Genomic DNA, 20472 nt, shown 5'->3' with positions numbered 1-20472 from the left:
TCGCGCCAAGTCTCGATAGCGCGAGGCCGCCGGGAGAGGGATCAGAGATCGACCGAGTACGCGCGGAGCCAGAAGCCTGCCACCGGTTCCCAGTCCCGCTCGGGGAGGCGTTTGAAGCCCAGCCGCTCGTACAGGCGGTGTGCTGACTTCATGCTGTCCAGGCTGCTCATCACCACGCGGCGCGCACCCAGTTCACGAGCGCGGGCCAGGACCGCGCGGGTGAGGGCTTCGCCGACGCCGCGGCCCCGGGCGTGCGGCGCCGTCGCCAGCATGCGGAACTCCACTTCGCCCTCGCGGGAGATCTCGGCCAGTGGGGTGCCTGGCGTGACGACCGTGACCGTGCCCAGCAGCTCACCGGCCTCCGTCACCGCTACCAGCAGGTCCGCGTGTGACGCGCGGGAGGCGGCGTCGGCGAGTTCGTGCACGTAGTCCGGGTCCGCTACCAGCAGGCCGTCCGCCTCGTAGGCCGCCACCGTCAGCGCACCGACCTCGGCGTGTTCCTCCGGCCGCGCCGCCCGCACCATCACGCCGCCGACACCCGCTCCTCCAGACACTCGAACCCCCGGCGTCACGCGGCCCGCAGCCGCTCCTCCCGCACCATCACGTGGCCCGATGCCCGCACCGCCGTGCGTCACTCCTCCTCACCCGCGGGGAGGGCCACCTCCGCCGCCGCGTCGGGGCCGCGCGTCAGCAGCACGTCGAAACCGTCCTCGTCCAGCACTGGGACCTTCAGCTGCACCGCCTTGTCGTACTTCGACCCCGGCGCGTCCCCCACCACGACGAACGCCGTCTTCTTCGACACCGAGCCCGCCGCCTTGCCGCCGCGCGCCATGATCGCTTCCTTCGCCTCGTCCCGCGAATAGCGCGTCAGCGAGCCGGTCACCACGATCGACAGCCCTTCGAGGTTGCGCGGGATCGACTCGTCCCGCTCCTCCGCCATGCGCACCCCGGCCCGGCGCCACTTCGCCACGACCTCGCGGTGCCAGTCGACCGTGAACCACTCCGTCACCGCCGCCGCGATGGTCGGGCCCACGCCGTCGACGTCCGCGAGCTGCTCCTCCGTCGCCTCCTCGATCGCCTCCAGCGAGCCGAACTCCCGCGCCAGCGCCTGCGCCGCCGTCGGCCCCACGTGCCGGATCGACAGCGCCACCAGGACCTTCCACAGTGGACGGTCCTTCGCCGTGTCCAGGTTGGCCAGCAGCTTCCGCGCGTTCGCCGACAGGCCGCCCGCCTTGGTGCGGAACAGCTCGACGCGCTCCAGCTTCTCCTCGTCGAGGTCGAAGATGTCGCCCTCGTCGACGACCACACCGGACTCGAGCAGCGCCGTCGCCGCCTCGTAGCCCAGCACCTCGATGTCGAACGCCCCGCGCCCGGCGAGGTGGAACAGCCGCTCCCGCAGCTGCGCGGGGCAGGACCGCGCGTTCGGGCAGCGGATGTCGACGTCGCCCTCCTTCTGGTGTGCCAGGGTCGTGCCGCACTCCGGGCACCGGGTGGGCATGACGAACTCGCGCTCGTCACCCGTTCGCGCGTCGGCGACCGGGCCGAGCACCTCCGGGATCACGTCCCCGGCCTTGCGGATCACCACGCGGTCGCCGATGAGCACGCCCTTGCGCTTGACCTCCTCGGCGTTGTGCAGCGTCGCCATCGCCACCGTGGACCCCGCGACCTTCACCGGCTCCATCACCGCGAACGGCGTCACGCGGCCGGTGCGGCCCACGTTCACCTGGATGTCCAGCAGCTTCGTGATCGCCTCTTCCGGCGGGTACTTGTACGCGATCGCCCAGCGCGGCGCCCGCGACGTGGTGCCCAGCCTCCGCTGCAGCGCCACCTGGTCGACCTTGATCACGATGCCGTCGATCTCGTGCTCGGCGTCGTGCCGGTGCTCGCCCCAGTACGCGACGTGGTCGAGCACCTGCTTCGTCGTGTCGAACACCTTCGTGTAGGACGACACGGGCAGCCCCCACGCCCGCAACGCTTCGTACGCCTCGGACTGCCGCTGCGGCTCGAAGCCCTCGCGCCTGCCCAGCCCGTGGCAGATCAGCCGCAGGTTGCGGCTGCGCGTGACCCGCGGGTCCTTCTGCCGCAACGAACCCGCCGCCGTGTTGCGCGGGTTCGCGAACGGCGGCTTGCCCGCCTCGACGAGCTTCGCGTTCAGGTCCAGGAAGTCCTCCACCCGGAAGAAGACCTCGCCGCGCACCTCGATCAGCTCGGGCACCGGGAACTCGTCGGTGCCGGTGAGCCGGTCCGGCACCTGCTCCAGCGTGCGCACGTTCAGCGTGACGTCCTCACCCGTCCGCCCGTCGCCGCGGGTGAGCGCGCGCGTGAGCTTCCCCCGCTCGTACAGCAGGTTGATGGCGAGGCCGTCGATCTTCAGCTCCGCCAGGTACTGCGTCGAGCCGCCGACCTCGCGCTCGACGCGCTCCATCCAGGCGACCAGCTCGTCGCGGTCGAAGACGTTGTCCAGGCTGAGCATGCGCTCGAGGTGGTCGTACGCCGCGAACTCCGTGGAGAACGTGCCGCCCACGTTCTGCGTCGGGGACTCGGGCGTGACCAGGCCCGGGTACTGCTCCTCCATCTCCTGCAGCTGCCGCAGCAGCTCGTCGAACTGGCCGTCGGAGATCGTGGGCGAGTCCAGCACGTAGTACCGGAACTGGTGACCGCGGACCTCGTCCGCGAGCGCGCCGTACCGCTCGCGCACCTCGGCGGGCACGTCGGTCTCTTCCTGGACTGCGGGAACTTCACTCACAGCCGGTAAGAGTAGCCGGGGGCACCGACAAAATTCTCAGTTCGCCCCGCCGAGCCCCCGGACCAGGTCACGGAGCTCCAGCAGGGACATCGACTCCCCGGGTTCGGCCTCCGCCGCCTCCACTCTCCGTAGCCGTTCCCCCGCCAGCCGCTCGCCCAGCGTGGCGTCCAGTGGGAGGAACGTGAGGGCCGACCGGGACGCCTCGTCCAGCTCCGCCAGCCGCGGGTGGTAGACCTCGACGTCCACCAGCCCGTCGGAAACCGTTGCGGCGACGCGGAAATCGCCGAGGCGGATCCGGTGCGCGCCGAGGTTGACCGTCACGTCCGTCGGGTCCGGCACCGGGGGCACCGAATCGTGGTACTCCCAGATGGCGTCCTCCTCCGGCGCGGCCCGGCGCCACGCGTCGGTGTAGGGCCGCAGCGCGGGGTCCTCCTGCCCGCTGACCACGAGCGCGTAGATCGCCCGCTGCCCTCGTTCGAGTGAGAAGTGCAGGTCCGGGTGCACCCCGGCGACGGCCGAGGCGAGCTCGTTCTCGACCCGCTGCGGTTCGCGGTCGCCGAGCGCCGCGTTGATCTCCGGCAGCAGCTCGAACCAGCGCTCCCAGAACGCGGCCGCGGCGGCTTCCGGGTCCTCGGGCACCTCCTGCCGCGGCCAGGGCGTGCGCGGGTCGTGGACCTCGTCCTCCCGGCGCGGGCGGCGGAACCAGCGCATGTCTACCAGCCTTCCGGGGGCTCCACGAACGCCTTGCCCAGGTCCCGGGTGAGCGACAGGGCACGGCGCAGCCACGCGGGGGTCGCACCCGCGAACCCGCACGTCGGCGTCGGCACGGCGCGTTCGGCGAGGATCGAGCGGTTGAACCCGAGTCTGCTCGTGAGCCGCAGCGCCGGCTCGGCGACCTCCTTCAGCGTCACGGGCTTGCCGGGGTCGAGCGCCGGCACCAGGCCGAGGAAGAGGTGCACCCCGCCGTCCCACGCCTCGCCGAGTTCGTCGAGCAGCTTCGCGGGCGAGCCGTCGAGCCGCGTCGCGTCGAGCGCGAGCGCTCCCGCGCCCGCCTCCCGCAGCAGGCCCACGGGCGGCCGCGTGGCGCAGCAGTGCACGACGACGGGCTGCCCGGTGATCTTCTCCGCGCGCTCGATCGCGGTGGACAGCAGCTCGCGCGCTTCGGGCTCCGCGACGGCCGGGACGGTGCCGTAACCCGAAGGAGTGGACAGGGCTCCGGCGAGGACGTCGGGCAGCGACGGTTCGTCGAACTGGACCACGACCTCCGCGCCGGTGCGGGACTTCAGCTCGGCGACGTGCGCGGCGAGCCCTTCGAGCGCCGACTCGGTGAACTCGCGGACCGCGCCGCGGTCGGTCAGCACGCGGTGCCCCCGCGGCAGCTCGATGCCCGCCGCCAGCGTCCAGGGCCCGGCGAGCTGCGTCTTGATCACCTTCGCCCCGGACGCGGCCTCCTGCACGGCGTCGAGGTCCCAGCGCAGCAGGTCCACCGCGCGCCGGTGATCGCGGCCGGGATGGGCGGCGACGCGGTAGCCGCTGGGCACCTCCTCCACCGCGAGGTCCACCAGCAGCCCGGCGGTGCGGCCGATCAGGTCGGCGCCGACCCCGCGGGCGGGCAGCTCGGGCAGGTGCGGGAACTCGGGCAGCTCACCGAAGACGACCGCGGCGGCTTCGCCCGCGTCGGTCCCCGGCAGGGATCCGATACCGGTCGCGGCACCGGCGGGCCAGGCACGTTCGCTCACGCGTGCCATTGTGCCGCGCCGGGCGGGTGCGCCACGCCGGGGAGCCCGGGGACGAAAAGGCAGGTCCCGGGAAAACCGCACGCCGATAATCCCGACATTCCTCCGCAATTCGCCGGGCCGCTCCCGCGCACCCATTTCCGGAGCTACCCTTCGGGTGCATGACGAGCCATTCGCGGCGGGCGGGCGGCGGCACGCTGTTCACCGAACCCGTGCTGGTGGTGCACCAGAACGCGACCCCGGCCGGGTCCGGCGTGTTCGACCAGGAAGGGCGGCCACTGGGCGCCGTGGTCGAAGTGGGGCGCACGGTCTTCCGCAAAGTGCTGCGCTGGTTCTCGGGCGACGGTCAGTACCACGTTCGCGACTCCGGCGGGAGTGTGGTGCTGAAAGTGCTGCGGCACGCGAGAACGCGATTTCTCGTCACCCGGGCCGACGGTTCCCCGATCGGGGAAATCCTGCCGGAGAGCGACGGTTTCACGTTGGCGGCCAACGGTGCCCCGCTGGGGCGGTTGCGCGCCGAGCCGGGGCAGACGCGGCGGTTCACGATCAGCGACGCCACCGGCGCCGAGGTCGCCAGGGGTGGCCTCGCGGCGGACAACTACGTCGTCGAGGTGCCCGGCCACCTGTCCGACCCGCTGGCGAGCCTCGTCGTCGCGGCGGCGCTGACCGTGGACACCGCACTCAACACGTGATCGTTGTCTCAACACGCTTGTGTGGACAATCCGCCCTCGATCGCCCCAAAGTGGTCGGGTGGAACCAGTCGCCGACGACGCGGCACGGGCGTGGACCGAGCCGGGCGTCTACACCGTGGCGCCGGGCGTGTACCGGATCCCGCTGCCCCTGCCGAACGACGGCCTGCGCGCGGTCAACGTCTACGCCATCACCGACGGCACCGAGCTGGCGATGATCGACTCGGGCTGGGCGCTGGCGGAGGCCAGGGACCAGCTGCAGGTCGCGCTGAAGGCCATCGGCGCCGAACTCGGCGACGTCGGGCAGTTCCTCGTCACGCACGTGCACCGCGACCACTACACGCAGGCCGTGGTGCTGCGGCGCGAGTTCGGCAACCGGATCGCGCTGGGCGAGCACGAGCGGACCGCACTGGAGATCACCGCGAACCCCGACCGCTTCCCCGTCGGCACGCAGCTGGAGCAGCTGCGGCAGGCGGGCGCGGATCCCGTGGTCGAGGAACTGCGGAAGCTCTTCGGCAACGCGCCGCGGGCGGACGCGGACATCTGGGAGATGCCCGACGAGTGGCTCGCGGAGGGCCGCCGCACGGTGCTGCGCGGGCGCGCGCTGGACGTCGTGCACACGCCCGGCCACACCGCCGGGCACGTGGTGTTCGACGACGGGGCCGCCGGGCTGATGTTCACCGGTGACCACGTGCTGCCGCACATCACCCCGTCGATCGGGTTCCACCCGGGGGCGGTGGAGCTGCCGCTGCGCGACTTCCTCGACTCGCTGCGCCTCGTGCGCGGGCTGCCGGACCGGCGGATGCTGCCGGCGCACGGCCCGGTGTCCCCGAGCGTGCACGCGCGGATCGACGAGCTGCTGGCCCACCACGAGGACCGGCTGGCGCGGACGGCGGAAGCGCTTTCCGAGGGCGCGACCACGGCGTACGAGGCCGCGCTGAAGCTGGGCTGGACGCGGCGCCAGCGCAAGCTGGCCGAGCTCGACCCGTTCAACCAGATGCTGGCGGTCACGGAGACCAAGGCGCACCTCGACCTGCTGGCGCACCAGGGAAAGATTTCGGTGTCCGAAGTGGACGGCGTGCGGCACTACACGGTCGGCTAGGCGGCTGCCACAATCGGCGGAAACCCTCGGCCGCAGGAGGCTTTCCGTGCAGCACCACGAGGACACCCTCGCCGCGTTCCTGTCCGACGTCACCGCCGATCCGGACACGGTGGCCGTCGTGCTCTCCGGTTCCGTCGCCAGGGGCACACCGCGCCCTGACTCCGACGTGGACGTGTACCTCGTGCTCACCGACGAAGCCTTCGCGGCGGCGTCGCGGGTGAGCTACGTCCGGATGGACATCGCCACCTACGAAGGCGGCTACGTGGACGTGAAGGTCGCGTCGCCGGGCTACCTGGACGAAGCGGCGGAGCGGGGTGACGACCCGCTGCGCGCGTCCCTTGTCGACGCCCGGGTGGTCTGGTCCAAGGACCCGGACATCGCGGAGAAGGTGGCCCGGGTTCCCGACGTCCCGCCGGAAGCGTGGACCGAGCGCGTGGTGTCGTTCATCGCGCAGGCACGGTTGTACGGGCGGTACTTCCTCGTCCAGGCGGACCGGCTGGGGAACGAGTTCCTCCGGCACTACGCGGCCGTGCACCTCGTCAACGCCGCGGGCCGCGCACTGCTCGCGCACCACCGGGTGCTCTTCCGCGGTCCGAAGTACCTGGAGGAGGACCTGCGCGAACTGCCACTGCCGCCGGGGTACACCGAGAACGCCAGCCGGCTGCTCTCCGAAGGGACAGCGGAAGCGGGAAGCGCTTTCCTGACGGCGCTGGAAGAGTTCCACCCCTGGCCGCTGACGCGCGAGGACACCGTATCCGTCTACGTGCGCGACAACGAGCTGTCCTGGCTCACCCGGACCCCGCCGCCCGAGTTCCGCTGGACGCCACGGCCGGCCCTGCCATACTTCGCCCGTGGAGGAGATCGACATCAGGCGGGCGACCGCCGGGGACATCGAGGCGATCGTCGCGATGCTGGCCGACGACGACCTCGGCCGGGGACGGGAGACGCCCGCGGATCTCGCGCCCTACCGGGACGCGTTCGCCCGCATCGACGCCGACCCGAACCAGTTCCTCGCCGTCGCGGAGGAGGCCGGGGACGTCGTGGGCTCGCTGCAAGTGACGTTCGTTCCTGGACTGTCCCGCCGGGGCGCCACGCGCGCGATCGTCGAAGCCGTCCGGATCCGGGCCGACCGGCGGAGCCGGGGGCTCGGCGGGGTGCTCGTGAAGTGGGCGATCGACGAAGCGAGGCGACGCAACTGCGCACTGGTGCAGCTGACGTCGGACGCGGCGCGGACCGACGCGCACCGCTTCTACCTGCGGCTCGGCTTCGAACAGAGCCACCTGGGGTTCAAGCTCGCGCTGTGAACCGTTGCACCGGGTACAAAGACCCTTCCCGCAGCGCATGAACCCGCAAAGATGTGGGTACCTACAACGGCATCCGACTCCAGCCGGGGAGTGACCCCATGAACGAAGCCGACCGAATCCAGGTCGCGCACGAAGAACTGGACGGGTGTCTCGTCGCGAACCTCGACGGTGTGCTCGACACGCACACCTACGGTCACATCCGTGACTCCCTGCTGAAACTCGCCCTCGAAGAACCACGGGCCGTGGTGGCGCAGGTGGACGACCTCCAGATCCGCAGTGAGCCCCTGCTGAGCGTGTTCTCCTCCGTCTGGCTGCGGGTGAACCACTGGCCCGACGTGCCGGTCTTCCTCGTCGCCACCGACCCCGCCAAGCGCCGGTCGATCACCGGCAGTGCCGTCAGCAAGTTCGTGCCCGTCTACGCCACGACGGTCGAAGCGGTCGGCGCGGCGGAGAAGGGGCCCGCTCGCAAGCGCCGCCGCGCCGTGTACCCGCCCGTGCTGATGTGCTCGGCCGCCGCCCGCGCCTTCGTCCGCGAGACCTGCCGCGACTGGCAGCTGGATGCCTGGACCTCCGACGCCCTGTGCATCGCCTCGGAACTGGTGGAGAACGCGATCGAGCACGCGGGCACCGAGTTGGAGCTCAGGCTGGAGCTGCGCCGCGGCATGCTGACGATCGCGGTGCGTGACGGCAGCCCGGCCGAGGCCGTGCTGCGGCAGGGCAACCAGGGGCAGCCGGTGGGCTACGGCCTGCAGATCATCGCCGACCTCGCGAAGGTCTGGGGCTGCGCCCCGGACCTCCGCGGCGGCAAGGTCACTTGGGCCGTCCTGACGACCGGTCCTCGCTGGTTCGAGAAGTTCCCCGCGTGGCAGGCTCCGTCCCGTCCGTAGTCTCCATGACCAGGATCGCCCCGGTCGAATCGCCGCGCCGGTTCCGCAGCGCTCCGCACGCGATCCGCACGGTGATCGCACGGCCCCGCCGGTTCACGGCCGACAGCACGACCTCCTCGGCGTAGGCCGGGTCCGCGAGCGCGGGGCGCACGACCGGCCGCAGCTCCGCCACCGGCAGCCCGATGTCGAGGTTCAGCAGGTGCTCCCCCTCGGCCTCGTCGTGCCGCAGTCCCCACAGGTCCTCGGCGCCGGCGTTCCACGCGACCACGCGCATCTGGTGGTCGACGACCACGACGCCGGCACGCAGCGACGTCAGGATCGATTCGAGGAACTCGTTGACGTCGTCCAGCTCGCTGGTGCGATCGCGCAGGGCGTTGTTGATGGTCTGCAGTTCGTCGTTGGTGGACTGCAGTTCCTCGTTGGTGGTCTCCAGTTCCTCGTTGGTGGACTGCAGTTCCTCGTTGGTGGTCTCCAGTTCCTCGACGGTCGACTGGAGTTCCTCGTTGGTCGTCTCCAGCTCCTCTGTCGTCGACTGCAGCTCCTCGTAAGCGTTTTCCCGCGCCCGGTTCGCGCTCGCCAGCTCGGTCAGGAGGCGGTGGCTCGTGGTCACGTCGTGGAACACGACGGATACGCCGATGACCTCGTCACCGAGTGAGATCAGCGGGCTCACGTGCAGCTCCAGCGCGACGACCTCACCGGGTCCCCGCTGCCACTCGACGTCCTTGACCCGCACGGCCCGCCGCTCCGCCCGTGCCTGCTCGATGTAGCCGCGCAGTTCCACCGGCCGGTAGGACAGCTCCAGGTCCCGCAGCGGCCTGCCGAGGTCCCGGTCCGACAAGCCGAACAGCTGGTGCGCCTGCTGGTTCGCCAGCGCGACCAGGTCATCGCTGTTGACCACGATCTGCGCCACCGGACTCGACGAGAAGGCGAGGGACCGCAGTTCGTCGACCGCACCGAGTGTCGAGCGGGGCTCGTGGGTGAACGAGGCACCGAACGCCGAGGCGCCAACCTGCGTGGTCGCGACCTTGCGGAACACGCGGTGCTTGAGGTCGAGCGGGTCGAACAGGCGACTGTGGGACAGCAGCATCTCGGCCTTGCCCATGAACAGCACCCCGCGTGGCAGCAACGCGAAGTGCAGTTTGCGCAGGATGTTCGCCCGGGTTTCGGCGGTGAAGTACATCAGGGTGTTGCGGCAGACGAGCAGGTCGATCCGGGAGATCGGGGCGTCCTGCACCAGATCGTTGCGACCGAAGATCACCGACCGGCGCAGGTCCTTGTGGAAGATGTAGCGGCCGCCCACGCGCTCGAAGTACTTCTGCACGTACGCCTCGGGCAGCGCCTCGATCTCCTTCTCGCCGTACGTCGCCTGGCGCGCCTGGGCAAGCGCTTCCTCGTCGACGTCGGTCGCGTAGATCTTCACGCGCTGCCGGAACTGCTCCACGCCCATCGCCTCAGCCAGCACGATGGCCAGACTGTAGGCCTCCTCGCCGGAGGAGCAGCCCGCGCTCCAGATCCGCACCGAGTCGTCGGGGCTGCGCTCGGCCAGCAGCATCGGCACCACGTCGGCCTGCAGGTAGTCCCAGGCGTCCGGGTCGCGGAAGAAACCGGTGACGTTGATCAGGATCGTGTTGAACAGCGCGGCGAACTCGTCGCTGTTGGCCTGAAGGTGGTCGAGGTAGTCGACGTAGTTCTCGATCCCGACCTGCGCCATCCGCCGCGACACCCGCCGCATGAGGCTGCTGCGCTTGTAACCGGTGAAATCGAACCCACGAGTCTCTTTCAGGTATTCGAGGATCTCCTCGAACCCCTGATCGTATTCGGGGCCGGTCTGCTCGCTCACAGCGCGGACACTACCCGTCCCGGTCCGGTGCGCACGAGTTCACCTCACGCCGGTTCCCCCGGCACCTCGTCACCGGGGTCCTCCAGCCCGGTCAGCCCCTCCACGAGGAACTCGCGCAGCACCTCGACGGCCCGCGTCGTCTCCTCGCTGTGCCGTCGATAACGGTTGGCCACCAACGGAAAACCGTGCTCTTCGGCGTCCCGGCCCATCCGGCGGGCCAGGTCGCGCTTCTCCTCCAGCGCCCGCAGCGCCGCCCACAGCGCCTGCTCGATCTCCTGCGACTGCTGCTGGAACAACGCCTGCGCGGTCCACGCGTGGCCGACCCGGCAGCGGAACCGCGTGCCGTTCTCGTCCAGCGCGAACAACACGCCCTGGCAGTCCGGGCACGCGAACTCGGAAGGCCTCGTCACGTCTCTCACCTCCGGACGGCTACTCGCCGCCAGGTCCTCGGCCCTGCTGGCCCGCGCCTCGACCTCGTCGATCAGCGAGAGCGGGGGCACATCACCCCCTTCGACGGGTTCCCGGACCCGCCTGGCCAGCTCGGCACCCATCTGCGCGGCGGGCAGCACGAGGTCCACGTCCACGCGCATCAGCGCGCTTTCCGGCATACCCGGGTAGATGGCTTCTTTGGGGTCCTGCACGACAGCGAGACCGCCCCGCGCCTTCACGATGGACAGCCCGCTCGTGCCGTCGTCGAGCGAACCCGACAGGACCACGCCGATCACGCCGGCGCCGCGGGCCTGCGCGGCCGAGCGCAACGTCGCGTCGATCGCGGGCCGGTGCCCGTTCTCCGTCGGGCCCCGCGACAGCATCATGCGGCCGTCGTCCACCAGCAGGTGGTGGTCCGGCGGGGCGGTGTAGATGTGCCCGGGCCGCAGTTTCGCCCCGTGGCGCGCGCTTTCGGCGGGCAGGTGGCAAGCCCTGTCGAGGATCGCGGGCAGGGAACTCGCCCCTCCCGGCGGCAGGTGGAGCACCACGAGCATCGCGGCGGCGAAGTCGTCGGGCAGGCCGCTCACCAGGTCGCGCAGTGCTTCGACACCACCGGCCGACGCGCCCACCACGACGAGGTCCCTGACCTGCTCACTCACGTGATCCGCCTCCCGTCTACCCCGGCGCCGCGACGGCCGTGGCCAGGTCGTCGTGCACGGGCAGTTCCTGCTCGGCCTGGGCGAGGGCGAGCAGGCGGCGGACCGCCGGGCTCGCGAGCAGCCGCAAGGCGACCCCGGCCCGCTCGGCGCGCTCACGCAACGGGGACAGCGCCTGCAGCCCGGCGGCGCCGAAGAACCCGACCCGCGAGAGGTCGGCCACCACGACCGGTGCCCGGCCGTCCAGCTCATCCGCCACGGCGGCGGTCAGGTGTGGTGCTGTCAGCAGGTCGACCTCGCCCAGGACCTCCACCACCACCGCGTCCCGTTCCTCACGGGTGCGGAATTCGATCACCTCGTCGGCGGTCGAACCGACGGGCCGGACCATCGGGTGCTCGGACACGCGCTCGCTCCCCGCGCTCGGACGGTTGTGTCTGCCATCACACTAGGCCACCCAGCCTACGCCCTCCGCAGGCGAGTACCCCCCCACCCGGAAGGTCAATCCCCGGTACGCGCGATCTTCGCGCTGCCGAGCACGAGATCACCGCGGGCGTCGGGCCGGTAGAGCACGACGACCTGCCCCGGCGCGACCCCGCGGAGGGGCTCACGCAGTTCGATCCGCACCTCGCCGCCGACGACCTCGGCGACCGCGTCCGCGGTGCCGCCGTGCGCCCGCACCTGGATGACGCACTCCGTCGGCCCGTCCAGCGGGCGCTCGCCCGGCCAGATCGGCCGGTCCGCGAAGATCCGCCGGACCGCGAGCCGCTCGGCGGGCCCCACCTTCACCGTGCCGGACACGGGTTCGAGCGCGAGCACGTACCGCGGCTTGCCGTCGGCGGCGGGGTGGTCGAGACCAAGGCCCTTGCGCTGGCCGATGGTGAAGCCGTGCACGCCGGTGTGCCTGCCCAGCACCGCACCGGTCTCGGCGTCCACCAGGTCGCCGGGGCGCTCGCCCAGCCTGCGCTCCAGGAACTTCTTCGTGTCGCCGTCGGGGATGAAGCAGATGTCGTGGCTGTCCGGCTTGCGCGCGACGGCGAGCCCGCGGCGCTCGGCCTCGTCCCGCACGTCGGACTTGCGCGAGTCGCCGAGCGGGAACAGCGAGTGCCGCAGCTGCTCGGGGGTCAGCGACGCGAGCACGTACGACTGGTCCTTGCCCTCGTCGGCGCTGCGGCGCAGCTCCGGCACACCGTCCACAAGGGACAGCCGCGCGTAGTGCCCGGTCGCGACGGCGTCGAAGCCGAGCGCGACCGCCTTCTCCAGCAACGCCTCGAACTTGATCTTCTCGTTGCACGTCACGCACGGGTTCGGCGTGCGGCCCGCCGCGTACTCGCCGACGAAGCTGTCGATCACCTCTTCGGTGAACCGCTCCGCGAAATCCCAGACGTAGAACGGGATGCCGAGGATGTCGGCGGCCCGGCGCGCGTCGTTCGAGTCCTCCAGCGTGCAGCAGCCACGCGCGCCGGTGCGCAGCGTGCCGGGCTTCGCCGACAACGCCAGGTGCACGCCGACGACGTCGTGCCCGGCGTCGACGGCGCGGGCGGCGGCGACCGCCGAGTCCACTCCCCCGCTCATCGCGGCCAGTACCCGCATCACACCTCCTGCTTGCTCGCGTGCTTGCGCATGCCGGTCAGGCCCGCCTGCCGGGCCCGTGCGACGACCGCGGCGATCTCGCGCGCCACCGCGTCCACGTCCTCCTGCGTCGAGGTGTGCCCGAGCGAGAACCGCAGCGAGCACCGCGCGTCCGTCGGGTCGGCACCCATCGCGAGCAGCACGTGGCTGGGCTGGGCGACCCCGGCCGTGCAGGCCGAGCCCGTCGAGCACTCGATGCCCTTGGCGTCCAGCAGCATCAGCAGGCTGTCGCCCGCGCAGCCGGAGAACGTGAAGTGCGCGTTGCCCGGCAGGCGGCCCTCGCCGGGCGGCGCGCCGTTGAGCACGGCGTCGGGCACCTCGCGGCGGATGACGTCGATCAGCGCGTCCCGCAGCCGCGCGATCTCCGCCGACCGCTCGGCCTGCTCGGCGACGGTCACCCGCACGGCGGTGGCGAACGCGTGGATCGCGGGCACGTCCAGCGTGCCGGAGCGCACGTCACGCTCCTGCCCGCCGCCGTGCAGCAGTGGCACGCACTCGGTGTCCCTCGCCAGCAGCAGCGCACCGACGCCGTAGGGACCGCCGACCTTGTGCCCGGTGAGCGTGAGCGCGCTGACGCCGCTCGCGGCGAAGTCGATCGGCACGCCGCCCACCGCCTGCACGGCGTCGCTGTGCAGCGGGATGCCGTGCTCGGCGCAGATCACGGCGAGCTCGGGCAGCGGGTTGATGGTCCCGACCTCGTTGTTCGCCCACATGACACTGACCAGCGCCACGTCGGCCGGGTCCTGCTCGACGGCCTTGCGCAGCGTCTCCGGCAGCACGCGGCCGTACTCGTCGACCTCCAGCCAGGTCACCTCGGCGCCGGCGTGCTCCTCCAGCCACTGCACGGCGTCCAGCACGGCGTGGTGCTCGACCACGCTGGTGATCACACGCCGGCGGGCGGGATCGGCGGCCTTCCTCGCCCAGAAGATGCCCTTCACGGCCAAGTTGTCGCTTTCCGTGCCGCCGCCGGTGAAGATCACCTCGGACGGCCGGGCGCCCATGGCCTCCGCGATCGTCTCGCGGGCCTCCTCGACCGTGCGCCGCGCCCGCCGCCCGGAGGAGTGCAGTGAGGAGGCGTTGCCCACGGTGGACAGCGCCTCGCTCATCGCCGCTACGGCTTCGGGCAACATGGGGGTTGTCGCCGCGTGGTCGAGATAAGTCATCGCCCTCCCAGGGTAGACCGTGCCGTTCACCCCTGCGTGGGCCACCGCCGCGTGATGACCACGCCGAGCAGCGCCAACGCGGCGAGCACTGTGGCCAGCACCACGACCGCGCCCGAGGGCTGCCGCGCCGAGGCCAGCAGTCCCAGCAGGACGCCGCCGAGCCCCACGGTGAGCGCCGAGCCCACCCAGTCCGCCAGCTGCAGCGCGGAGGTGTGGTACCCGCGCTCGGCGACCGGGGAGAAGCGGAACAGCAGCAACGTCATCGCGGGGTAGGCGGTGCCCATCCCCGCCCCGCCGACCACGCACGCGGCGAACGCGACCCAACCGGGGAACCAGGCCTGCGAGACGAACGCGAACAGCACCAGTGCCACGGTCACCAGGCCGAAACCCGCCCGCAGCGCGGACTCCCGCGACCAGTCCGGGTGGCGGCCCTGCAGTGCCGAGGCGGCGGACCAGCCGAGCGCGCTGACGGTCAGCGGCAGTCCCGCGAGCGCGGGCGAGTAGCCGTGCACGGTGCTCATCGTCAGCGGCAGGTACGCCTCCATCCCGGCGAAGGCGCCGCCGAGGAGCGCACGCGCGGCGACGACGGTGGGCAGTCCGGGGCGCGCCGTCACCGTGCCGGGCGGCAACAGCGAGCGCAGGGCGAAACCGAGCGCGACGGCACCGGCCGCGCCGTAGCCGAGCGCGAGGAACGACGGGTGTTGCGCCGCCCACGTCAGCGCGGCCACGCCGACCGCGGCCGCGATCGCGGCGGGAACACCGGCCCGCCGTTGCTGTTCGCCGGGTTCGGGCGGGCCGAGGCGGCGGGCGACCGGCACCAGCAGGAGCAACCCCAGCACCGCGAGCGGCACCAGCCCGAGGAACACCCAGCGCCAGCCGAACCGTTCGGTGACGAGCCCCGCCACGGACGGCCCGACCACGGCGGGCAGGATCCACGCGGCCGCGTTCGCCGCGTACATCACCGGCCGCTCGCGATCGGTGTAGACCAGTGCGATCAGCAGCGAGATGGCGACGAGCACGGCGCCGGAACCCAGTCCCTGCAACACCCTGCCCGCGAGCAACAGCGCCATGTCCGTCGCGGTCCCGCACAGCACGAGCCCGGCTACGAAGATCGCGGGCCCGGCGACGAGCGCCAGCGCGGGGCCACGGCGGTCGCACCACCGCCCGGCGAGCACCGTCGCGACGACGCTCGCGACGAGGAATGCCGTGAAGGGCCAGGAATAGAGGGACTGCCCGCCCAGCGCGGGCACGAGCGTCGGCATGGCCGTCGCGACGCCCATGTTCTCGAAGGCGATCAACGTGACGACGAGCAGGCTCGCGACGGTGGTGGTCCGGTGCGCCGGGGTCCACAGCACCCCGCGCCCCCGGTCGGCGACGATCACCGCTCGATACTGCAACCTCCACCGCGGTGGAGGTCAATCGCGTTTCCTCAGGCGGCGACCGGAACCGGCAGCCTGCGGCGGGGCGCGTGGACCGTGCCGAGCGCGGAGTGCACCGCGGATTCCGCCAGCGCCGCCAGTTCCCGGCGGTCGGCGGCCTTGCCCGGCGCGATCTCCTCGCACACGAACACTTCCAGCACCAGCCCGCGCAGCCGCGCGACGCGCCGGAGCGAGTCGACCAGCGACTCCGGCCCGATGAACGCCGGTTGCGTGGTTTCGCGGCCGTCGGCGAGGCGGTAGCGCAAGGCGATCGGCCGCACCGGCACACCGCCGTCGATCGCCGCCTGGAACGACGCCGGCGCGAAGCGGCCGGAGGCCAGGCCGCACCACGTCGTGCCCTCGGGCGTCACGTTCACGAGCGAGCCGCCCCGCAGAGCGGCGGCCAGTTCGCCGACCGTGCCGGGAAGCGTGGAAAGCCTTTCGCGGTCGAGGAAAATGCTGCCGCCGCGCGCGACGAGCCCGCCCAGCACGGGCCACTCGCCGACCTCCCGCTTGGCCAGCGCGCGCATCGGCCGCACCGCGTTCACCGCGACGATGTCCAGCCAGGAGATGTGGTTGTTCACCACCAGCGCGCCGCGACCGGGCGCGGCGCGGCGGAACTCCTCGCCGCCGTGCACCAGCAACCGCACGCCGAACGCCCGCAGCACCGAGCGGAAGATCAAGCGCGCCAACGGTTCCCGCACGCGCCGCAGTGCGAGCAGCGGGCTGGCGGCGAGCGCCGTCAGCACCACGGCGCACGCGGCGCCGATGCGCAGCAGCTGCCGGGGACGCGCCACGGTCGGCGCGCCCGGCGTCAGGCAGCCCTCACCACACGGCGAGACCGGCATCCACGCGTGGCTCACGCCCCGGCTCCCAGGAAGAACTTCAGGTACCGTGCGTCCACTTCGTGCAGGTCGAGCAGCGTGAAGAAGTCCGCGACACCGAAGTCCGGGTCGTGCGCGGGCGGGCCGCAGACCTTCGCGCCCAGCCGCGTGTAGCCCTTGAGCAGCGGCGGCAGCACCGAGCGCGGCGGGCGCGCGATGCCGTCGCTCTCCCACGGCCGCAGCGGCGAAACCCGGAGGTCGTCGGAGGCGTAGTGCCTGGCCTGGATGGTGTCCCACACCCCGGCCGCGAAACTCCCGCCGTCGGCGAGCGGCACGGACGCGCAGCCCGCGAGGTAGCGGTGCCCGGCCAGCAGCATGTAACGGCCGATGCCCGCCCACACCAGGCTCACGACGGCGCCGCTGCGGTGGTCGGGGTGCACGCACGACCGCCCGGTCTCGACGAGCGAACGCCGGAGCGGGGCGAGCCGGGCGAGGTCGAACTCGGTGTCGGAGTACAGCCCGCCCGCCGCGACCGCGCGCTCGGGCGGCAGCATCCGGTAGGTGCCGACGATCTCGCCCGAGTCGTCGTCACGCACGACGAGGTGGTCGCAGTATTCGTCGAACCGGTCGACGTCGAGCCCCGGCACCGGCGAGTGCAGTTCCGCACCCATCTCGCCGGCGAAGACGTCATGGCGAAGTCGTTGTGCCGCAACGACTTCTTCGCTGTCGGAGGCGACGAGCAGCGAGTAGCGGGGCGCCCCGCCCTGCTGCGCGTCGGTGCTGACGAGTAGCTGTGACCGCGTCATGCCTCAGGTGTACCGGCGGGCGGGGAACCACCAGGAGGTGCTCCGGGTGACCACCTCGTGCACGTTTCGTGAACCGTTGACGGCGACGTGATCGATTCGACGACATGGCCCCACCCGGAAGGGGGTACGGCCTCAGGGGAGTGTGGAGCCGACCGGGAAGTGAGAGGGATGTCCGGCAGCTGGTTGCGGATCGTGGTGGCCTTGGGCACGGCAGCGGTGGTGTTCGGCGTGTTCCTGGCCTGTGAGTACGTGTTGCGGCGCGTCCTCCGGCGGCTCGGGAGACGGGCCACGCTGCTGGGCGAGCTCGCCGTGCACGTCCACCGGCCGTTGCGCTGGTTCGGCGCGATGGTGGTCCTGCGCATCACGGTGCTCGTCGCCTTGCCAGTGGGAAGCTGGCGGGACGCGACGTCCCACGTGCTGACCCTCGCGCTCATCGGCACCGGCGCGTGGCTGCTCGCCGGGGTGCTGACGGCGGTCGAGCAGACGATGCTGTCCCGCTGGGACGTGGACGTGCGCGACAACCGGCACGCGCGGCGCATGCGGACGCAGATCCGGCTGGTGCGACGGGTGATCGTCGCGGCCGTCGCGGTGCTCGCGCTGGGCGCGATGCTCATGACGTTCCCCGGGTTGCGCACGGCGGGCACGAGCCTGCTCGCGTCGGCGGGTGTCATCGGCGCGATCGCCGCGCTGGCGGCGCAGTCGTTGCTGGGCAACGTGTTCGCCGGGCTGCAGATCGCGTTCAGCGACGCGATCCGGCTCGACGACGTGGTGATCGTGGAGAACGAGTGGGGCCGCGTGGAGGACATCACGCTGACCTACCTGGTGGTGCACCTGTGGGACGACCGGCGGCTGGTGATCCCGACCGCGCAGTTCATGTCGCAGCCGTTCGAGAACTGGACGCGCCGGGACGCGGCACTGCTCGGCACGGTGGAGCTGGACGTCGACTGGACCAGGCCGGTCGAGGAGATGCGCGAGGAGCTGCGCCGGGTGCTGGAGTCGACGGACCTGTGGGACGGCCGCGTGTCGGTGCTGCAGGTGACGGACGCGACGAACACGCTGGTGCGCGTGCGGGCGCTGGTGAGTGCCGTGGACGCGCCGACGTTGTTCGACCTGCGCTGCCTCGTGCGTGAGCAGCTGGTGCAGTGGGTCCGGGGCAAGCACCCGTACGCGGTGCCGCGCCTGCGCGCCGAACGCGTCCCGACGATTCCCGCGTCGCACCAACCGGAAGAGGCCCCGGGCGACGACGCCCGCCTGTTCGGCGACAGCCCGGACGGGCGGGAGCGGGTGCACACGTTCAACGGACCGGAAGCGCCGTGACCGCCCAGGCCCGCGCGGGCAGGGAGAACGGCCCCGAGGGCAGGCGTTCGCGCAGCAGGTTCCGCAGCCGCTCCCGGCGGTCCCGCGGCAACGCCACGACGTACCCCGGGGCGGGTCCCTGGCCGCCCAGGAACGGCGTCCAGTAGTCGTCGAAGTCCGCGAACCGCGTGGTGATCTCGAGCGGTGCGACGGAAACGGGGCCGACGTCGGCCCACAAGCGCATGAGCGGTCCGGGGCGGCACAACGGGAAGCGGCGGCCCTCGTCCAGTTCGGCGGCGGCCGGGTCCAGCTCCGCCGCGGCGTCCCAGAACGCGCGCAGCATCGCCATTCCTCCGCCGTAGTCCCACACGTACGCGGCGACGACACCACCGGGCCGCGCGGCCCGCGCGAACTCGGCGACGGCGCGCGCGGGCTCGGGGACGAAGTTGAGCGCCAGCCCGCTCACCACGGCGTCGAAGGCGTGGTCCGGCACCGGGAGCGCCCGTGCGTCCGCGACCGCGAACCCCGCGCGGCCGGAGCGGGTCCGCGCGGTGCTGAGGAACCTCTCCGACGGATCGACGGCCAGCACCAGCCCGGGCTCGCGGTAACGGAGGACGGCACCGGTCAACGCGCCGGTCCCGCACCCCACGTCCAGCCACCGGGCGCGGCGGGGCACGGAGAGGCGCTTCAGGAACACCTCCGCGACCCGCGCACTCCAGCGGCCCATGTACCGCTCGTAGGCATCGCCGCCCCACCAGCCGTCCACGGGAAAACCCTAGGCGGTTCGGCCGGAAACGGCCCAGACCAGAAGCGCGCAAAGGGCGAAGGCGCCGCCGAGCGCGCTGGACCCGGTCCACCCCGCGAGGGAGAACGCCGTGGTCGTGGCGGTCGCTCCGAGAGCCGAGCCGAGCGAGTAGAAGATCATGTAGCCGCCGATGACGCTGCTGGTGCGGCACGGGTACGCGGTGACGAGCAGGTGCTGGTTGCTCACGTGCACCGCCTGCACGGCGAAGTCGAGCACGACCACCCCGGCGCCGACCAGCCACAGCGACCACGAGGCCTGACCCGTGGCCGCCCACGAGGCGGCGAGCAGCACGAGCGCCCCGCCCGTGACGACACGGACGAATCCCGCATCGGCCCACCGTCCGGCCCGGGCGGCACCCAGCGCCCCGGCGAGGCCCGCGATCCCGAACAAGCCGATCTGCGCGGTGTTCAGGTGCCACGGGGCCGAGCCGAGCGGCAGCGCCAGCCCACTCCACAGCGTGCCGAACGAGGCGAACAGGAAGAACGCGATCAGCCCGCGCGAGACGAACAGGCGTTCCCGGAACAGCCGCCCGAGCGACGTCAGCACCTGCCGGTAGGTGGTCCGGTCGGTGCGGGGGTCGGGCGGCAGGAGCCGCATGACGAGGTACGCCAGCACGAGCAGCAGCACGGCGAGCGCGCCGTAGACGCTGCGCCAGCCCCAGACCGCGGCGAGACCACCTGCGAGCACGCGTCCACCGAGGATGCCGGCCACGACGCCGGAAGTCACCGTGCCGAGGGTGCGTCCACGTGCCTCGGGCGTGGACAACGCGGCGGCGTAGGCGACCGTCGTCTGGACGACGACCGCGAACAGGCCGGCGAGGGCGAGCCCGGCCAGCAGCAGCCACGGGCGGCCGGCGACCGCGGCCAGCGTCGCACCGGCCCCGGCCAGCACGAGGTGGACGGCGATGAGCCGGCGCCGGTCGGTCAGGTCACCCAGCGGGACGAGGAAGGCCAGTCCCACCAGGTAACCGAGCTGCCCGGCGGTGACGATCCAGCCCAGCCCCGCGTCCGGCACGCCCAGGTCTCCCCCGACCTGCGCGAGCACGGGCTGTGCCGCGTAGAGCGTCGCGACGGCGACCGCGCAGACGAAGGCGAACAGCACGGTGCGGCCACGGGTCATGCCCATCCTCCGATCAGTAGCAA

General features: G+C 72.1%; 19 protein-coding genes and 1 pseudogene. 6 read left to right on the top strand and 14 right to left on the bottom strand.

The window, feature by feature from the left end; genetic code table 11:
• Positions 1-41 precede the first annotated feature (41 nt).
• The 4 genes from BMZ92_RS32270 to BMZ92_RS32255 all read right to left on the bottom strand — a co-directional run bounded on the left by BMZ92_RS32270 (position 42) and on the right by BMZ92_RS32255 (position 4485).
• Entirely contained in the window at positions 42-524 is a 483-nt protein-coding gene (locus BMZ92_RS32270; RefSeq protein ID WP_091515464.1) for a GNAT family N-acetyltransferase, read from the bottom strand.
• 107 nt (positions 525-631) lie between these two features.
• Entirely contained in the window at positions 632-2746 is a 2115-nt protein-coding gene (gene ligA / locus BMZ92_RS32265; protein WP_091515461.1) for an NAD-dependent DNA ligase LigA, read from the bottom strand.
• A 36-nt stretch (positions 2747-2782) separates the two neighbouring features.
• Entirely contained in the window at positions 2783-3457 is a 675-nt protein-coding gene (locus tag BMZ92_RS32260) for a hypothetical protein (protein WP_091515460.1), read from the bottom strand.
• A gap of 2 nt (positions 3458-3459) precedes the next feature.
• A complete protein-coding gene (locus tag BMZ92_RS32255) occupies positions 3460-4485 on the bottom strand; it encodes a uroporphyrinogen decarboxylase/cobalamine-independent methonine synthase family protein (RefSeq protein ID WP_091515457.1) in 1026 nt (341 codons plus the stop codon).
• Between the two features lie 158 nt (positions 4486-4643).
• Between BMZ92_RS32255 and BMZ92_RS32250 the strand changes: the two genes are divergently transcribed.
• From BMZ92_RS32250 to BMZ92_RS32230, 5 genes and pseudogenes are all read left to right on the top strand, one after another.
• Positions 4644-5174: an LURP-one-related/scramblase family protein gene (locus BMZ92_RS32250; protein WP_091515456.1), complete on the top strand. Its 531-nt coding sequence runs from the start codon at positions 4644-4646 to the stop codon at positions 5172-5174.
• Between the two features lie 58 nt (positions 5175-5232).
• Complete coding sequence (locus tag BMZ92_RS32245) at positions 5233-6273, top strand: MBL fold metallo-hydrolase (protein WP_091515453.1); 1041 nt, start codon at positions 5233-5235, stop codon at positions 6271-6273.
• Positions 6274-6319: 46 nt separating this feature from the next.
• Positions 6320-6457 (top strand): annotated as a pseudogene (locus BMZ92_RS38905) (nucleotidyltransferase domain-containing protein); the annotation flags it as partial.
• Between the two features lie 676 nt (positions 6458-7133).
• Positions 7134-7577: a GNAT family N-acetyltransferase gene (locus tag BMZ92_RS32235; RefSeq protein ID WP_245783390.1), complete on the top strand. Its 444-nt coding sequence runs from the start codon at positions 7134-7136 to the stop codon at positions 7575-7577.
• Positions 7578-7675: 98 nt separating this feature from the next.
• A complete protein-coding gene (locus tag BMZ92_RS32230; protein WP_091515448.1) occupies positions 7676-8464 on the top strand; it encodes an ATP-binding protein in 789 nt (262 codons plus the stop codon).
• Here BMZ92_RS32230 and BMZ92_RS32225 read toward each other — a convergent pair.
• The 8 genes from BMZ92_RS32225 to BMZ92_RS32190 all read right to left on the bottom strand — a co-directional run bounded on the left by BMZ92_RS32225 (position 8388) and on the right by BMZ92_RS32190 (position 17229).
• Positions 8388-10304 (bottom strand): CheR family methyltransferase, encoded by a 1917-nt coding sequence (locus BMZ92_RS32225; protein WP_091515445.1) that lies wholly within the window; start codon positions 10302-10304, stop codon positions 8388-8390. The genes BMZ92_RS32230 and BMZ92_RS32225 overlap by 77 nt on opposite strands.
• A gap of 44 nt (positions 10305-10348) precedes the next feature.
• Complete coding sequence (locus BMZ92_RS32220; RefSeq protein WP_091515442.1) at positions 10349-11392, bottom strand: chemotaxis protein CheB; 1044 nt, start codon at positions 11390-11392, stop codon at positions 10349-10351.
• A gap of 16 nt (positions 11393-11408) precedes the next feature.
• Entirely contained in the window at positions 11409-11792 is a 384-nt protein-coding gene (locus BMZ92_RS32215) for an STAS domain-containing protein (protein WP_091515439.1), read from the bottom strand.
• 95 nt (positions 11793-11887) lie between these two features.
• Complete coding sequence (gene mnmA, locus BMZ92_RS32210) at positions 11888-12979, bottom strand: tRNA 2-thiouridine(34) synthase MnmA (protein ID WP_091515438.1); 1092 nt, start codon at positions 12977-12979, stop codon at positions 11888-11890.
• Positions 12979-14181 (bottom strand): cysteine desulfurase family protein, encoded by a 1203-nt coding sequence (locus tag BMZ92_RS32205; RefSeq protein WP_091515435.1) that lies wholly within the window; start codon positions 14179-14181, stop codon positions 12979-12981. Before BMZ92_RS32205 ends, mnmA begins: the two co-directional genes overlap by 1 nt.
• 26 nt (positions 14182-14207) lie before the next feature.
• Complete coding sequence (locus BMZ92_RS32200) at positions 14208-15563, bottom strand: MFS transporter (protein ID WP_091515431.1); 1356 nt, start codon at positions 15561-15563, stop codon at positions 14208-14210.
• Between the two features lie 47 nt (positions 15564-15610).
• Positions 15611-16462 carry a lysophospholipid acyltransferase family protein gene (locus tag BMZ92_RS32195; protein ID WP_091515429.1) on the bottom strand — a complete coding sequence of 284 codons (852 nt, stop codon included), beginning with the start codon at positions 16460-16462 and terminating at the stop codon, positions 15611-15613.
• Entirely contained in the window at positions 16459-17229 is a 771-nt protein-coding gene (locus tag BMZ92_RS32190; protein ID WP_091515427.1) for a GNAT family N-acetyltransferase, read from the bottom strand. Before BMZ92_RS32190 ends, BMZ92_RS32195 begins: the two co-directional genes overlap by 4 nt.
• A gap of 168 nt (positions 17230-17397) precedes the next feature.
• On the opposite strand from BMZ92_RS32190, the gene BMZ92_RS32185 reads away from it, so the two are divergent.
• On the top strand, positions 17398-18546 hold the full coding sequence (locus BMZ92_RS32185) for a mechanosensitive ion channel family protein (protein ID WP_091515424.1): 1149 nt from the start codon (positions 17398-17400) through the stop codon (positions 18544-18546).
• On the opposite strand, the gene BMZ92_RS32180 is transcribed toward BMZ92_RS32185, so the two are convergent.
• Positions 18524-19291, bottom strand: a complete 768-nt coding sequence (locus tag BMZ92_RS32180; RefSeq protein ID WP_245783389.1) for a class I SAM-dependent methyltransferase — start codon at positions 19289-19291, stop codon at positions 18524-18526. The genes BMZ92_RS32185 and BMZ92_RS32180 overlap by 23 nt on opposite strands.
• Positions 19292-19300: 9 nt before the next feature.
• Positions 19301-20455, bottom strand: a complete 1155-nt coding sequence (locus tag BMZ92_RS32175; RefSeq protein ID WP_091515422.1) for an MFS transporter — start codon at positions 20453-20455, stop codon at positions 19301-19303.
• Between the last annotated feature and the right edge of the window lie 17 nt (positions 20456-20472).

This window comes from Amycolatopsis sacchari (assembly GCF_900114035.1).
In the GTDB taxonomy this organism is placed as follows: domain Bacteria; phylum Actinomycetota; class Actinomycetes; order Mycobacteriales; family Pseudonocardiaceae; genus Amycolatopsis_E; species Amycolatopsis_E sacchari.
Note: the sequence above shows the minus strand (reverse complement) of the source record. Positions and strands in the feature narration are given on the sequence as shown.

Coding starts and splice junctions, on each gene's coding strand:
- BMZ92_RS32270 (WP_091515464.1), bottom strand. CDS start 524: ATGGTGCGGGCGGCGCGGCCGGAGGAACACGCCGAGGTCGGTGCGCTG.
- BMZ92_RS32260 (WP_091515460.1), bottom strand. CDS start 3,457: ATGCGCTGGTTCCGCCGCCCGCGCCGGGAGGACGAGGTCCACGACCCG.
- BMZ92_RS32250 (WP_091515456.1), top strand. CDS start 4,644: ATGACGAGCCATTCGCGGCGGGCGGGCGGCGGCACGCTGTTCACCGAA.
- BMZ92_RS32230 (WP_091515448.1), top strand. CDS start 7,676: ATGAACGAAGCCGACCGAATCCAGGTCGCGCACGAAGAACTGGACGGG.
- mnmA (WP_091515438.1), bottom strand. CDS start 12,979: ATGCGGGTACTGGCCGCGATGAGCGGGGGAGTGGACTCGGCGGTCGCC.
- BMZ92_RS32205 (WP_091515435.1), bottom strand. CDS start 14,181: ATGACTTATCTCGACCACGCGGCGACAACCCCCATGTTGCCCGAAGCC.
- BMZ92_RS32190 (WP_091515427.1), bottom strand. CDS start 17,229: ATGACGCGGTCACAGCTACTCGTCAGCACCGACGCGCAGCAGGGCGGG.
- BMZ92_RS32185 (WP_091515424.1), top strand. CDS start 17,398: ATGTCCGGCAGCTGGTTGCGGATCGTGGTGGCCTTGGGCACGGCAGCG.
- BMZ92_RS32175 (WP_091515422.1), bottom strand. CDS start 20,455: ATGGGCATGACCCGTGGCCGCACCGTGCTGTTCGCCTTCGTCTGCGCG.